Consider the following 14,610-nt stretch of genomic DNA (forward strand, 5'->3'; position numbering starts at 1 on the left):
GTGCGTTGCTTCGAGAGGTGTGCTTCAGTGCAGGATTCTCAGACGAGTGGGTCTTCGATGCAGCGGTTCCGGCAGCCGCAGTGAGCTTTTGCCCGGGCTCAGTCTCCCAGCGATGCTCGGGCGCCCGGCACCGGTGAGGCTCGGCTCTGTTCCGGCCAGCCCGTTCCAGGTCAGCCATCCCAGAAGTGCCATGAGGAATGCTTCTTTGCCGCCCTCAGGGAGGCCGAATTCCTCATCGGTGCTGGTCAGAGTGACGTCATCGCCGAGCTCGGCGCGCAGGCGATGCATCAGCGTGGGATTCCGCGTTCCGCCACCGGAGGCGATGACCCGGGTGACGCCGTGTCCTCGACAGGCCTCGGCGACCGTGCGTGCGGTCAGTTGAGTGACAGTGGCGATGGCATCATGCTCGCCGAGGTGGGCCCTGGTGGCGAGGAAACCGTCGAGGTAGTCGGTGTGGAAGAGTTCCTTGCCCGTCGACTTCGGCGCCGGAAGCCGGTAGTACGGATCGGCCAGCAGCTCGGTGAGCAGTTCCTCGTCGACGCGGCCCCGTGCTGCCAGCGTGCCGTCACGGTCGAAGGTGGCTTCTCCGCCGCTGATCCTGCCGGCAAGGATATCGATGAGGGCATTGGCGGGACCGGTGTCGAAGGCGAGCGGATCGCTCTCGGGCGCGAGGACTGTGATGTTGGCGATCCCGCCGAGGTTGAGCACCGCGGTCGGTGTTTCGACGTCACCGGCAAGGAGCCCGTCGAGGATACCGACGAGCGGGGCACCCTGGCCACCGGCGGCGACGTCGCGGGCACGGACGTCGGAGAGTACGGGTGAACCGGTGGCCTCGGCGATCCAGGCGGGCTGGCCGATCTGCAGGGTCGAGGTGACGGCCCCGTCGGTGATGTCGTGGCGCACCGTCTGCCCGTGGGAGACGACGAGATCGCAGTCGACTCCGGCTTCGGCGCATACCTGCTGCAGTGCCCCGGCACTGAACCGTCCCAGGCGAGCATCGACGCTGGAGACCAGGGACAGGGGAACGTCGCGGGGTTCGAGGAGGAGCAGGATGTCGGCCCGCAGCTCGCGATCGAATTCGAGCTCCTGGCTGGCCAGGATGCGGACTCTCAGGTCTGCCTCGGTGCTCTGCGGATCGTAGGCGAATTCGGCGAGGAGAACGTCGAGGGCGTCGGCGGAGGTGCCTGTCATGAGGCCGGCGATGATCATGAGAGGCCCCCTAGAGGCTGTTCGACTGCGGACCGCGCTGCCTTCGACTGCGAAGCCGCGGCGAGCTGCTGGTCGGGCAGGGTGAGTTCGGTGCGGATCTTGTAGCGGTCGCCGCGGTAGACCGAGCGGACGAATTCGAAGGGAATGCCCTCGGCCCCGCGCGAGGTGCGCTCGAAGAGCAGCGCCGGGGACTGTTCGGGGACGCCGAGAACCTGCGCCTCATCGGCGTCGAGGAGGGTCGGTTCGATGGTCTGCACGCTGTGGTTGAGAGCGATGCCGAAGCGCGAGCGCAGCAGTTCGTAGAACGAACTGTTCTCAAGGTCTTCAGCGCACAGTCCGGGAACGAGGGCAGAGGGGATATGGAGCTCTTCGAGCGCGAGCGGCTCTTCGTCGGCCAGACGCAGACGCAGGATCGTAATGACCTCGGCGGTTTCGACGATGTGCAGCCTGCGCCCGATGTGGGCTCCGGCCTTCGTCACGTCGAAGGAGAGCACACGAGATCCGGGGCGCATGCCGCGAGCGAGCATGTCTTCGGTGAAGGAACTCGCGGCCAGGGGCTGATCGAGCTTTGGGCCGAGGGCGAACACACCAGCACCGTGGCGGCGGCGGACCACGCCCTTGGCGACCAGTTCGTCGATGGCTCGGCGCAGGGTCATACGCGAGATGCCCAGCGCCTCGGCGAGCTGGCGTTCGGGTGGGAACTGCTCGCCGGCGGCCATTGACTCAAGGCGGTCGAGGAGCTGATCCCGAATCGAATGGAATTTAGTCACGTGACCATTGAGGCATAGGACACACGAGAAAATCAAGACCACTGGTCTGACTTTATCCGTGGCGTAACTTCGGAAAGAGGTTCGTGAGACGCTGATGTCGGAACCGTCGACCACTTCACAGGCACCGGTCCGGGTCCTAGCATGATTGCATGACTGCATACACCGGACAGAAGCTGCTCGACACTCTCGATGCGCACGGTCTCGCCGATTGGCAGGGACTGCCGGACTGCCTCGGCGCCCGCTTCCTCACCGGCGACTTCGCGACCGGGCTGGACCTCGTCGCACGCATCGGTGCTGCCGCAGAGGAAGCGAACCACCACCCGGACGTCACTCTGACCTTTCCTCATGTCGATATCCGCCTGACCAGTCACGACACCGGAGCCGTGACCGAACGCGATCTCAGGCTCGCGGCGCAGATCAGCGAGCTCGCCGCCTCGGCGGGGGTGCATGCGGATCCGAAGGTACCCGCACTGCTCGAGCTCGGCATGGACACAGCGAACCCAGATGCCATCGCCCCGTTCTGGGCCGCCCTGCTCACCGGCGATGCGAGCAATGTCTCCGGCTGCGATGTCATCGACCCCGCCGGGCAGATGCCGTTGCTGTGGTTCCAGGACTGCGAAGAGCACGCACTGCCGCATCAGCGCCTGCACGTCGACGTCTCGGTCCCCGGTGCGGTCGCACCCGAGCGCATCCGCGCGGCCGTCGCGGCCGGTGGCACGGTCGTCGACGAGTCCCGGGCGCCGTCGTTCACCGTCCTTGCCGATTCCGACGGCAATCGCGCATGCGTCTGCACTCTGGAGAATCGTCCTTAGCCTCTGCCGGAGACCGTCACCGAGGCGTAGCACTGGCCGGTGCACTGTGCCTGCCGGACCTGCCGGGCCAGCGAGTCCTGCCGGGCCTGCCGGCGAATCGTTCCTCGTTCTCGCATAAGCTGAGCTCAGCATCTCGAGTCTTTTCACGCCGTAGGAGGCACCGTGTATCAAGCAGCCGATGACCGCTATGAATCGATGACCTATCGCCGGGTCGGCCGATCCGGCCTGGTTCTTCCCACTCTGTCGTTGGGGCTGTGGCACAACTTCGGCGATGACGTCGCCTTCCAGAATCAGCGCGACATCGTGCGTCGGGCCTTCGATCTGGGGATCACCCATTTCGACCTCGCGAACAACTACGGACCTCCGCCCGGCTCGGCCGAGACGAACTTCGGTCGACTGCTGCGCGAGGACCTCCATCCGTATCGTGACGAGCTCGTCATCTCGACCAAGGCCGGCTGGGGGATGCATCCAGGGCCCTACGGTGGTCCGGGCGGGAGCCGGAAGTACCTGCTCGCCAGCCTCGACGCCTCGCTGAAGCGAATGGGCCTGGACTATGTCGACATCTTCTACTCCCACCGCCCCGATGCCTCGACACCGCTGGAGGAGACCATCGGCGCGCTCGACACCGCGGTGCGCTCGGGTCGTGCCCTCTACGCGGGCATCTCCTCGTACTCGGCGGCTGACACCGCCAGGGCCTCGGCGTTGGCGAAGGACCTGGGCACACCGCTGCTCATCCACCAACCCTCCTATTCGATGGTCAACCGCTGGATCGAGTCGGATGATCTGCTCGATACCACTGGGTCCGAGGGCTTGGGCGTCATCGCGTTCTCTCCTCTCGCGCAGGGGCTGCTCACCGACAAGTACCTCGGCGGAGTCCCCGACGACTCACGCGCAGGCAAGGCCACCCCGTCGTTCAAGGACGGGTTCCTCTCCGAGGACAACCTCGAGCGCATCCGCGGACTGAACGAGATCGCGGCGGCGCGCGGCCAGTCGCTGGCACAGATGGCCCTGAGCTGGGCACTGCGCGACGATCGTGTGTCCTCGCTGGTCATCGGGTCCAGCCGTGTCTCGCAGCTCGAGCACAATGTCGCCGCCCTCGACGCGGATCCGCTGAGCACCGAGGAACTGAGGGCAATCGATGAGTTCGCGATCGATTCCGGCGTCGACATCTGGGGAGACGCCCGCCGCAGCACGAAGGACTGAGACCCCCGGCAGCCTGTTGCTGATGAGTTACTCGTGCGCGGCGTCAAGCAGAACGCCTGTCATTGAGCTCCATCGTGGCCGGAACGCGTAGACGCAGGCCAGCCGCACGAGTGCTGAGCGCTCATAAGCGCGCACCCGCCGTGGATCGAGTCCGCTCGCCGAGGTGACGCGGGAGATCTCCCGGATCACCACCTCGGCGTCGTCTGGCGTCCAGATCCGCTGCTGAGTGCGCCACCGTGCGTGGGCGAACAGATTGCCGAGGTCGAGTTCGCGTTCGCCCAGGCAGGCGGTGTCGACGTCGAGCAGTCCTGGCCCTGCGACCGAGTCCCACATGATCTGCTTGTCGTGGAGGTCCCGATGGATCGGCCCCCAGTTCCCTTCGCCTGTCAGGACGGCACCGGCATTGAGGAGATCAGCACGCACGTCCGTGATCAGGGAGTCCACCTCGGCAAGCTGTGGTCCGAGGATCTCGTGGGCGCGATCTCGCCACTCCTCGAGCACCTGCACCTCCGATGCTGCCGAATGAACAGGCATCGGGCTCACAGTCTCTTCGGCGGCGAGCGCCCACGCGTCGAGGGCATCAGTCCAGGCTTGCGCCCAGTCAACGCCAAGGCGCCGCGGATCGTGGAGTTCAACACCCGGCAATGTGCTGAGGACAACTGTTGAGTCATCTGATGCAAGGACGTTCGGCAGTGCGAAGCCGTTCCGGAAGGATTCGGCCCGGTCCTGGCCGGCGATGATGTCTGCCGCCCGTGCCGAGCGCACACATTTGGCGAAGCCTCCCTCGGCCAGTCGGATGACGGCTCTCTTTCCTGGCCGGTGCGATATCAGCTGGTTTCCGGTGGTGGCGAGGAGTCGCTCGAGACCCGGAAGCTTCGGATCTCTGCCCGCAGCGAGCATGTCCACATGTCCGGCACTGAGGAAGCCGGCTCTGATCTCCGAGCCCTTCTGGGCCTCGATGGCGATCCGATTGCGGCTGGTCGGCCAGGCGCGGCGCACTGCCCATGCCTCACCGTCGACCGTGACGACGTCGGCAATGACGCGTGACGTCATCACGAGACCCGGCTCTCGCTTGCGGTCAGCGCCTGCTGCGCAGCGCCGATGGCTTGCAGCGTGGCCTGCTGCCAATCCGGTCGGCACGCCCGCCACGGTTCGAGGGCCGTGACGATCGTGGCCCACGCGGCCCAGGCCTCCACGTCGACCTCGGCCGCTCCGGCGCTCCGGTAGCCGTCAAGGAAACCGGTTTCGAGGGTTTCGGCCGCCACATCGGTATGTCGCCGACAGGCGGCCACCCACCTGCCCAGATCCATTCCGACGTGCCCGACCCCGGCCCGATCGAGGTCGATGATGCGAGATTCCGAATGGCCGACGAGCACCTGGTCGGGACTGAGGTCACCGTGAATAGCGCGAGCACCCAGGCCGGCTTCAGCGCCGACCCCCGTTCCGCACTCGTTCCCGATCCGATGGTGAAGTCGCCGGACGATGCCATCCGTCGCGCCGCCGACCTCCGGCAGCAGCTGCGACAACACTGCCGCGGCCGCAGCTGCTTGATCGATCGGCGACGTCGAGAAGCCAGGTACAACCTCGGCGGGGGTGTGGCGGTGGAGTTCTGCGATGATCACTCCCACTTCCTCTGCCACTGCCAGATCGGGGAGGGTCTCGAGGTCACCGGTCCCCCACCACGGGGAGCGCACAGCCGTACCCCTGCTGCCGATGGACTCGACGGGCAGAGTCGGCAGACCCCACCTGGCCCACTGCGCGGCGGTCCCGATCAGGTGCTGCTGGGAACGCGTGCCGATGCGGATGAACTCGGAGTCGCCCGACGGCTGCCGTCTGTGTTTGAGCAGGACGCGCCGGCCCGGGTTGTACCCGATCACCTCGAGGCTGTCTGCGCCGGACAAGCTCTGCATCGCACGGGCGATCTCCTTACCCAGCTTCGAATCGGCCAGCACCGATCCGCTGAGCAGCACGCTGCCCGTGGCACCGGCGGATCTCGGCTCGCTGCATTCGTGAACGACCACCGGCTCGCCTGCGCGGGCGGCCCGCCTGCGGATGTTGGCGAGTTTGTCCGCGCTGGTCACAACCGCGCTCCACCCCCAGTCATGGAGCCCGCCGAGGCGGCCCTCACCCTTGCGCTGCCAGGAAACGATGGCGCTGCGACCGCGTTTGACCCGAATCCGGGTCGGGACGACGGCAGATCCCAAACGCTGAGACAGTGCTTCGGCCGACCTGAGCTCGGTGACATACGGCAGGCCAGCGAATTCTGCGGTTGCCTCATCCATGCTCTGGAGATTCGTCATCCCGTCACCTCCTTGAGAGTGTTCCCCATCTGGGAATCCTCGGCCTGCGTGCGCATCCAGCGAGCGATTCTGGTGTCCGAGTCACTGGCCAATTCGCTCAGCGATCCGTCTTCGACGATCTGCCCGTCCTCGAGCCACAGCACCCGGTCGAGGTCGCGGATCATCGCCAGGTCGTGAGTGATGACGATGCTCGTCCGTCCTTCGGTCAGCTTCGACACCGAACCCGCGACCTGCCCGCGGGTCTGCGGGTCAAGACCGGAAGTCGCCTCGTCGAAGACTACGACAGGTGCGTCACGAACCAATGCCCTGGCGATCGCCAGACGCTGTCGCTGCCCACCGGAGAGCGTGTCACCCCGGTTGCCCAACACGGTGTCATACCCCTCGGGCAATCCCAAGATGAACTCCTCGGCCTGGGCCGCACGAGCCGCGTCTTCCACCTCGGCGTCGGTGGCATCCAGACGGCCGTAGCGGATGTTCTCCCGCACGGTCGCGGCGAACAGAACCGATTCCTGCAGGAGCACCGACACGTTCGAGCGCAGGGAGGACCTGGTGACGTTGTGCGTGTCGTAGCCGTCGATGAATATCGACCCCGATTCCGGCTGTGAGAGCCGCAGCAGGTAACTCATCAACGTGGACTTCCCGGCTCCGGAGGCGCCGAGGATCCCCACCTTCTGCCCCGCAGGGATCAGCAGATTGAAATCGTTGAACAGCGGATTCCCATGGCCGTCCGCTGAGGTGATGCGGTCGAATACAACATCACCGACGACGGGCCCCATGGTCAGAGCGCCGGGGACATCAGCAATCTCGATCGGTTCGTCGAGGAGGTCGGCGATCCGTTCCCCAGACGCGGTGGCTCGGGCGATGCGGCCAGTGTATTTGGCCATATCGCGCAGCGGCTTCATCGCGATCTTGAGGTACATCAGGAACAGCACCAGGTCCCCGGGGGACATGGCCCCGCGCAGCACCTGGTAGCTGCCGAAGATGAGCACCAGAGCCTGGGAGACGCCGACGAGCACGTCGGTTGATCGTTCCAGCCCCGCGGCCAGACGACGGGCACGCACACCCGCCTTGAGCGCGCGTTCGTTTCCATTGGAGAATTCGCGGGCCACGGTGCCCTCGAGACCATAGGCCTGGACGACGCGGATGGCGCCCAGCGCTTCGGCGGCGGAGCCCACGAGCCTTCCTTCGCCCTTGCGGGTTGAGCGGGAGGCTGTCGTGATCTTCGGGGTCGCGATCTTCGACAGCACCCCGTAGATCGCTGCGGTGATGAGCACGATGGCGCTGAGCACCGGGTCGAGGATGACCATGACGACGAGGAGGACGGCCAGGGTGATGACGTTGCCCACCAGCGGAAGACCTGCTGTCACCGCCACTTCCTGGAGGCGTCCGATATCGCCGACGAGGCGCTGGGAGGTGTCTCCGATCGAGGCCCGCGAGTGGTACTTCAGCGACAGAGCCTGCACATGCTCGAAGACCCGCGAGCGCAGCTGGGTCGCGACTCGGGCGCCGACAAGGGCGAAGCAGATGGTCGAGGCATAGTTCGCCACGGCTCGGCCTGCCACGATGACCGCCAGACCGATCGCGGCCGCTGCCAAGGTCATCCCGACGTTCGATCCGACGCCGATGGTCGGCCCGATCTCTGCGCCCAGGGCCGCGGTCACGGCATCGATGGCGATCTTGAGCGGCCATGGCTCGAGGATGCGGAAGATGACGTCGCAGAACAGCGCGGCCAGCCCGCCGAGGATGAGCCACTTATGCTGGCCCAGGTGCGGGGTGAGGATCCGCAGGGTTCGCTTCAGTGCCCCGGGGGAGATCTTGGTCCTGGCCCTATTCGTTTTCGAGGTCTGACTCATACCGACTCCAACACGAACGGCGCCAGTATCTCCTGGCACCGACTGGTCCACGAATGATGGGCAAGTGCTTCGGCGCGAGCGGCAGCACCCATCCGCTGCCTCGCCGCGGCGTCGTCGATGAGGTCCTGCAGGGCACCGGCCAGCGCACTGGAGTCGCCGGCAGGCACAAGCGCTGCCGCACCGGTCCCGTCGAGGACCTCGGGAATCGAACCGATCGCCGAGGCGACGATGGGCAGTCCCGCTGCCAGGTACTCGTAGATCTTCAGCGGCGAGAAGTAGTTCTCCCCTGCCGGGTACGGGGCCACAGCAATATCGAAGGTGCGCAGTCGGACAGGAATCTCTGCTGGGGCGAGCGCCCCGTGGAAGGTCACGCGGTCACCGAGGCGAAGAGTCTTCGCCTGCTTCTGCAGAGCCTCCGCCTCCGGCCCGTGCCCGAGGATATCGAGATGGAAGTTCCCGCGCAGATCGGCACAGGCCTCGATGAGTCGGTCGGTGCCGTGCCAGGGTTTGAGGGTTCCCACGAATCCGATCCGCACAGGTCGATCGTGACTTGGCACAGGTCGATTGTGACCTGGCACGGGTCGATCGTGACCTGGTTCTTCGCCCAGGCTTGGTTCCTCGCCGAGGCTGCCCATCCCTTCGGACGATTGTGCCGGAGTGATCCGTTCCGTGTTCACACCGTTGGGGACCACCGAGACATCGCGCAGTCCCGGGTAGTCCCGCTCCACCCAGGCGGCAACAGCGGAACTGACACAGACGATCCGCTCGGCTTCGACGAAGCAGTGGGCTGTGGTCCGAGCGGCATGTGCATCGTGGACGAGACCGCGATGCTGTTTCTGCTCGGCGAGCAGAGGTGCGTTGACCTCGAGGACCAGAGGCACGCCGAGGCGACTGCTGATCTGTGCTCCGGCGGTGGAGAACAGCGAATACCGTTCGTAGACGAGGTCGAAGGCCTGGTCAGTTCCCGCATCCGGAGCAGAAGCGGTGTCGACGACCATATCAGCGAGCATGTCGGACAGGCGCATGAGCGCCATCTCCCGTTGGCTTCGATCAAGACCGCCGGGCACCTTGAGGCGGGTGACGTTGAGATCGGCGAGGTCGGTCGGCACGTCGTCATCGGTGCGGGTGCAGAAGACGCTGACATCGTGCCCGAGGCTTCTGAAGGTGCGGATGACTTCCTGCACGTGGACGCTTGCGCCTTTGGTGCCGAATACTCCGATGCCCGGGTCGAGCAGAATATAGGCGATTCTCATGACACATGCTCCAATTCTCGATCGGCATTCGGCGTGGCTTCGCCGGAGTTCGGCGCGGGGTGACCAGTGTTCGATGCGGCCTGACCGAGCACGTGTGCCGCCGGAGTCTCGGTCGCGATTGCGCCAGTCACCAGGTCGGCAAGTTCGCGGGCCTGGGAGCGTGAGTCGTGCTCTCGGCACACGAGGCGGCGAGCAGCATCGGTGATCTCTCGTACGGAAGCAGGATTCTCCTGCAGACGATGGACCACCTCGGCGATGGTGGCTGCGATCTGGTCGGGGGCATCCCCCTCGACCAGCCACCCGGTCTCATCGTTGATGATGACCTCGGGCACGGCCGTGACTGTACCGGCGATGCACGGGATTCCGGTGGCCATGCCTTCGAGCAGGACGGTCGGCAGGCCATCGGCATTGCCGTCGGCGCCGACGACGAACGGGGCGACGAGGAGGTCGTGACTGACGAACATCTCGCGGACTTCGGACTGGGTCAGCGCTCCGTGCATATCGACGAGCTCGGTGAGGTGGCTGGTGACGATGAGCTCGCGCAGTTCGTCCTCAAGCGGACCCGTACCGACAAGATCGAGGTGACAGGGCAGGCCGCTGTCGCGCAGCCGGGCGAGCGCGGTGAGCAGATGCGCGAATCCCTTCTTCTCAACGAGACGGCCGACGGCCAGAAGCGAGGGAATCGCCTGCGCCGCACCGCTTGGTCGCTCGGCGATCTCGGGACGATAGGGGAAACGGTCGAGTTCGAGACCGTTGCGCACGACGACGATCCGCTCGCTGAGCTCAGGGCCGAGGGTGCGGCGCAGGTAGCTGTGGTTGTAGTCGCTGATGGCGATGACGTGGTCGGCGTCGGCGACCTTCCTGCTCAGATCGTCGAGTTCGACGCTCTCATGGAAGATGTCCTTCGCATGCGTGGTGAACGAATATGCGATCCCCGTCAGCGCCGAGGCGGCCCGAGCCACCGTCGTCGCCACCGACGCGAAGTGGGCGTGGAGGTGGGTGACCTCGTGGTCGAGTGCCAAGCGGGCCACGGCAGTAGCCTGGACGGCATCGTCGTGGCTCAGCTCTGCGATGTCGCCGAGGTGGGCCCTGAGTCCAGCGGCGATCCTCGGATCCTGCATGTTCTCCTGCCAAGTCTGCCAGAAGCTGCGGGCGCTCGAGGGCCGTTCGACGTGGATGACAGGGGCCTTGACCCTGGCCAGCTCCGGGTGGAAGCGGGTATCGGTGCTCGGCCGCAGGGAGAAGATGATCAGCTCCTCCCCCGCAGCCTCCCTGGCGAGGATCTCGGAGACGATGAAGGTCTCGGAGAAGCGCGGGTACATCTTCAGGACGTAGGCGCGTTTGGTGTTCAAGTGCGCAGTTGTGGGCCCGTGTGTGAGTGCGTGTTCAGCCTGCATAGCTGGCCTCCTCGATTGAAGCGACGGCGCCGAAGGCCGCGGGACTGTGGTCGGGGATGATGGCGGTGACGTGCGGGCCGATGAGTTCGGCAGCGAGGTGCGCGACCGAGGCCAGTCCGGCCAGGTCGATGTGCGAGCGGTCGATAGAGCGATCGACCTGCCGGCTGAACCAATCGCTGAGTGCCGTTGCGCTCATCCGATCAATGGACAGTGTGTCGATCGCGCCGACCGCGGCAAGCGCAGATGCCCGCCGGGGCTGCTCGGCACGATGCCCGTTCCGGGGGACGACGAGGGCCGGAGTCGTCGTCGCGATCACCTCGCTGATGGTGTTGTATCCGCCCATGCAGACGAGTGCGGATGCCCGGTCGATGAGGCCGGGAACGTCGTCGCTGTGTCGGATGACGATGGTCGACTCCGACGCGGATCGTTTGAGAGCTTCGAACTCGGCGAAGTCCATCTGGGGACCCGTCACGACCAGGTGAGTGTGGCCCGCCGGTGGACGCGCACGTACCGCGATCGATGCGAGGTCGGCGCCGTCGGAGCCTCCTCCCAGGCAGGTGAGGACGAACCGTCCATGCGTTGTCGCCGCACGTTCCACGGAGTGTTCCGCGGGGCGTTCCATGGCCAGGTATCCGGTGCATTCCGCGATGCGCGCAAGTTCCTCTGGCACTTCACCGGTCGCCCTTGGGTCGTAGACGTCCGGGTCACCGTAGATCCAGACCTCGTCGAAGGCATCAGCGACGACGCCGGCTCCGCCGACAAGATCCCATTCGCGTTCGATCACCGAGGGGGTGTCGAGGACCTCGCGCAGGCCAAGGACCGTGCGGCACCCGCGAGCCCTGACGTGGTCGAGTGCGTCGTTCAGTTCGCCGTCGATGCCGAAGGGGTGGCGATCGACGATGAAGAGCTCAGGGTCCTGCTGGTCGAGGATCGCGGTGATCGCTGCGGCCCGCAGGGCGCTGAGCCCTTCCATCGACGAGGCCAATGCCCGGGGCTCGTAGCCTCCAGCAGATGGGGTCACACCGGGCAGAATCACCCAGTCCCATCCGGCGGGGAGATCGAAGCGAGTGGCCTCGGGGTTGCCTGCGATGAGCAGCCCGCTCACTCTGCGTCCGGTCAGCGTGGGAAGGTCCTTGGCCAGAGCGAAGGCCAAGGCACGGTTCCGGCGGATGTGTCCCAGCCCCAGGGAGTCGTGGGAGAACAATGCGATTCTCAGAGTGGAATTCATACTCTTCATCCTGGTCTGCCTGATTAAGGTGGAGTTAAGACGCAGATGAGAAGACTCTTAGGCTCGCATTCAGTCCACGCGGTAACCGAACCCGCGCACGGTGGTGACGAAGTCGCTGCCCAGCTTCTTGCGCAGATAGCCGACATAGACGTCGACGACATTGGAACCGGGATCGAAGTCGAAGCCCCACACATGTGAGAGCAGCTGTTCCCGCGAGAGCACATTGCCGCGGTTCTGCAGCAGGATCTCTGCCAATGACAGCTCACGGGCAGAAAGGTCGACGATCTTCCCAGCCACCCACACCTGCCGTCTGAGGAGGTCGACGTGCACATCTCCGCGAACGAGTTCTGTCTTAGGAGCTTCGATGATCGTCTCCTTGAGCCGCAGTCTGATGCGGGCCAGCAGCTCGCCGAAGCGGAAGGGCTTGATCATATAGTCGGCAGCGCCGGACTCCAACGCGAAGATCGTGTCGTCTGCGTTGTCACGTGCGGTGAGCACGAGGACAGGAAGGTCGGGGCGCTGTGTGCGAAGCTGGCCGAGAACGCTGAATCCGTCGAGACCCGGCAGCCCGATGTCGAGGACGAGCAGGTCGAAGTCTCCTGTCAGCGCCAGGTCTCGGCCCGAGATCCCATCGGCGGCGATCTCCGTGCTGAAGCCTGCGGCTTTGAGTCCCTTGGCGATGAAGGCGGAGATCCGCTCCTCATCTTCGACAACGAGAATTCTGTTCACTGCGGTCCTTTCGGCAGGATCATTCGGAACTGGGCGCCCCTGGATACGTGATCGAGGACGACGGTCCCTCCGTGCGCCTCGGCGATGGCCATGATGATGGACAGTCCGAGGCCGAAACCGTGTCCCTCGGTCGACCCTCGGCTGAATCGTTCGAAGATGTCGGCTGCGATCTCATCCGGGACGCCGCTGCCTTCGTCGCGAACCCAGAGATGGACGCTGTCACCGTCGACGCCGGCGCCGAAGGTGATCGACTGATCCACCTCGGTGTGTTCGAAGGCGTTTGCGGCCAACTGCAGCAGAGCCTGCGTCAGCCGCTGTCGATCAGCGGTGAGCACGACGGCCGGTGGAGTCTCGACCTTCCAACCACGCTGTCCCAGCCCTTTGGCCTTAGCCAGAGTCTCATTGAGCAGCGAAGGTACGTCGACCTGGCCCGGTCGAACGAAGTCGGGGCGACGAGAACGCGCCAGAATGAGCAGCTCCTCGACGAGGCGGGCCATCCTGTCGGTTTCATCGAGCAGCATCGTCCGAGTCTCATCGACATCATCGACGTCGCTGGAGTCCATGGTCTCAAGATGGCCGCTGAGGATGGTCAGGGGCGTGCGGAGCTCATGACCGACGTCGTCGAGGAAGCGCTTCTGCGTCTCGAAAGAGGCTTCGAGGCGGTCGAGCATATCATTGAATGTGCGTCCGAGCTCGGCGATGTCGTCATTACCTCGTGTGGCGAGCCGGCTGCTGAGATCGCCGCCGGAGATCGACTGTGCTGTCTGCCGCAACTCGGTGACCGGAGCCAGAAGCCGCCTGGCCAGCACCGAAGAGATTCCCGAGATGAGCAACGCAGCGGCCAGTGCGACGACGATGTAGATCTGCATGACCTGCGAGAGATCGGCGTGGCTGGCGGTGACGTTGTGCACGACGACGAACGACCCCAAGCCGTTGTCCGCGCCCGACTTGGATCCACCGGCCGTGTCTCCGCCGGGTGTGTCTCCACCGGGTCCGGAGGTGATCGGCAGTACGTAGCCCTCGTATTCGTCGCCGTCGATCGTCAGGTTGATCTCGCCGCCGTCGGCGGACACTCCGGCCACGGCCTTCTCGAACTCTGCGGAACCGTTCACCGCGGAATTCGGCTCCCCCTGGTAGAGGACACGACCGTCGGTGAGGAAGGCGAACAGGGTCTCATCTTCGTCTGGCCGATTCTGGGCGAGGAACTGGCTGAGGATCTGGTCGACAGAGGTGAAGCGCTCCCCGGTCTCGGGGTCTACACCGTTCTGGGCGAAGGAGCGCATCTCTGCGATCTCCTGAGCCATGGCGGCCGTGTTCCGACCCTCGACGTTGTTCGCTTCGACGGTGTAGAGGACGAGCCCGACGACGGTGAGAGCGAGTACGGAGAGAATGGCGACCGTGATCGTCAGTCGATTCTGGACGGTCATCCGGATTCGACGTTCAGTCGTCATCGTCGTCGCCGTCGTCGCCGTCGTGGTCATCGTCGTCGTCGTGGTCATCGTCGTCGTCGCCGTGGTCATCGTCGTCGGAATCGGCGGGCACTTCGCGCGGCGGGTTGGGCACCGGCTCATAGGAATGTTCGAGTTCGTCGGGCACAGTTGACTCACCGGAAGAATCGGAGGAATTGGTCGACCCGGTGGGTTGATCGGCAGGTCCATCGGCCTTCGAGGGTGCCGAGGTCTCGGGGGTGACTTCGACCGGGGTGAGATCTGGCGGCTCCGGCTGAGCGGAGCTCCTGACGATGATGACCGTGAGAACTGCGAGCACGATCACCAGAGCGGCCACCACCGAGCCCAGAATCTTCGATCTTCCTTCCACGCTCTCAACACTGCCCAAGGCCGGAGGGTTTGTCGAGC

13 protein-coding genes are annotated in these 14,610 nt (G+C 65.2%); 2 read left to right on the forward strand and 11 right to left on the reverse strand.

The features are described 5' to 3' along the window. Positions 1–24: 24 nt before the first annotated feature. Both ACE03M_RS13240 and ACE03M_RS13245 read right to left on the reverse strand, forming a co-directional pair. Complete coding sequence (locus ACE03M_RS13240; protein WP_485934374.1) at positions 25–1,209, reverse strand: anhydro-N-acetylmuramic acid kinase; 1,185 nt, start codon at positions 1,207–1,209, stop codon at positions 25–27. Continuing rightward, on the reverse strand, positions 1,206–1,979 hold the full coding sequence (locus ACE03M_RS13245) for a GntR family transcriptional regulator (RefSeq protein WP_485934376.1): 774 nt from the start codon (positions 1,977–1,979) through the stop codon (positions 1,206–1,208). Before ACE03M_RS13245 ends, ACE03M_RS13240 begins: the two co-directional genes overlap by 4 nt. A gap of 149 nt (positions 1,980–2,128) precedes the next feature. Between ACE03M_RS13245 and ACE03M_RS13250 the strand changes: the two genes are divergently transcribed. Both ACE03M_RS13250 and mgrA read left to right on the forward strand, forming a co-directional pair. Next, entirely contained in the window at positions 2,129–2,791 is a 663-nt protein-coding gene (locus tag ACE03M_RS13250; RefSeq protein WP_143920693.1) for a VOC family protein, read from the forward strand. 162 nt (positions 2,792–2,953) lie between these two features. Beyond that, positions 2,954–3,994, forward strand: a complete 1,041-nt coding sequence (gene mgrA / locus ACE03M_RS13255) for an L-glyceraldehyde 3-phosphate reductase (RefSeq protein WP_485934378.1) — start codon at positions 2,954–2,956, stop codon at positions 3,992–3,994. A gap of 27 nt (positions 3,995–4,021) precedes the next feature. Here mgrA and ACE03M_RS13260 read toward each other — a convergent pair whose 3' ends face one another. The 9 genes from ACE03M_RS13260 to ACE03M_RS13300 all read right to left on the reverse strand — a co-directional run bounded on the left by ACE03M_RS13260 (position 4,022) and on the right by ACE03M_RS13300 (position 14,572). Further along, positions 4,022–5,047 (reverse strand): phosphotransferase, encoded by a 1,026-nt coding sequence (locus tag ACE03M_RS13260; protein ID WP_485934380.1) that lies wholly within the window; start codon positions 5,045–5,047, stop codon positions 4,022–4,024. Further along, positions 5,047–6,294, reverse strand: coding sequence for a phosphotransferase (locus ACE03M_RS13265; RefSeq protein ID WP_485934382.1), 1,248 nt, complete (start codon positions 6,292–6,294; stop codon positions 5,047–5,049). The genes ACE03M_RS13260 and ACE03M_RS13265 overlap by 1 nt, the downstream gene beginning before the upstream one ends. Beyond that, positions 6,291–8,147 carry an ABC transporter ATP-binding protein gene (locus ACE03M_RS13270; RefSeq protein WP_143920701.1) on the reverse strand — a complete coding sequence of 619 codons (1,857 nt, stop codon included), beginning with the start codon at positions 8,145–8,147 and terminating at the stop codon, positions 6,291–6,293. The genes ACE03M_RS13265 and ACE03M_RS13270 overlap by 4 nt, the downstream gene beginning before the upstream one ends. After that, positions 8,144–9,400, reverse strand: coding sequence for a glycosyltransferase family 4 protein (locus ACE03M_RS13275; protein ID WP_485934384.1), 1,257 nt, complete (start codon positions 9,398–9,400; stop codon positions 8,144–8,146). The genes ACE03M_RS13270 and ACE03M_RS13275 overlap by 4 nt, the downstream gene beginning before the upstream one ends. Next, complete coding sequence (locus ACE03M_RS13280) at positions 9,397–10,797, reverse strand: glycosyltransferase (RefSeq protein WP_485934386.1); 1,401 nt, start codon at positions 10,795–10,797, stop codon at positions 9,397–9,399. The genes ACE03M_RS13275 and ACE03M_RS13280 overlap by 4 nt, the downstream gene beginning before the upstream one ends. Continuing rightward, complete coding sequence (locus tag ACE03M_RS13285; protein ID WP_485934388.1) at positions 10,787–12,025, reverse strand: glycosyltransferase family protein; 1,239 nt, start codon at positions 12,023–12,025, stop codon at positions 10,787–10,789. Before ACE03M_RS13285 ends, ACE03M_RS13280 begins: the two co-directional genes overlap by 11 nt. Before the next feature lie 69 nt (positions 12,026–12,094). Continuing rightward, on the reverse strand, positions 12,095–12,754 hold the full coding sequence (locus ACE03M_RS13290) for a response regulator transcription factor (RefSeq protein WP_143920710.1): 660 nt from the start codon (positions 12,752–12,754) through the stop codon (positions 12,095–12,097). Further along, positions 12,751–14,274: a sensor histidine kinase gene (locus ACE03M_RS13295; protein ID WP_485934390.1), complete on the reverse strand. Its 1,524-nt coding sequence runs from the start codon at positions 14,272–14,274 to the stop codon at positions 12,751–12,753. The genes ACE03M_RS13290 and ACE03M_RS13295 overlap by 4 nt, the downstream gene beginning before the upstream one ends. Next, the gene (locus ACE03M_RS13300; protein ID WP_485934392.1) at positions 14,195–14,572 is read right to left on the reverse strand and encodes a hypothetical protein; all 378 of its coding nucleotides are present in this window, start codon (positions 14,570–14,572) and stop codon (positions 14,195–14,197) included. Before ACE03M_RS13300 ends, ACE03M_RS13295 begins: the two co-directional genes overlap by 80 nt. Positions 14,573–14,610 lie beyond the last annotated feature (38 nt).

Source organism: Brevibacterium sp. AGC70 (assembly GCF_057334195.1).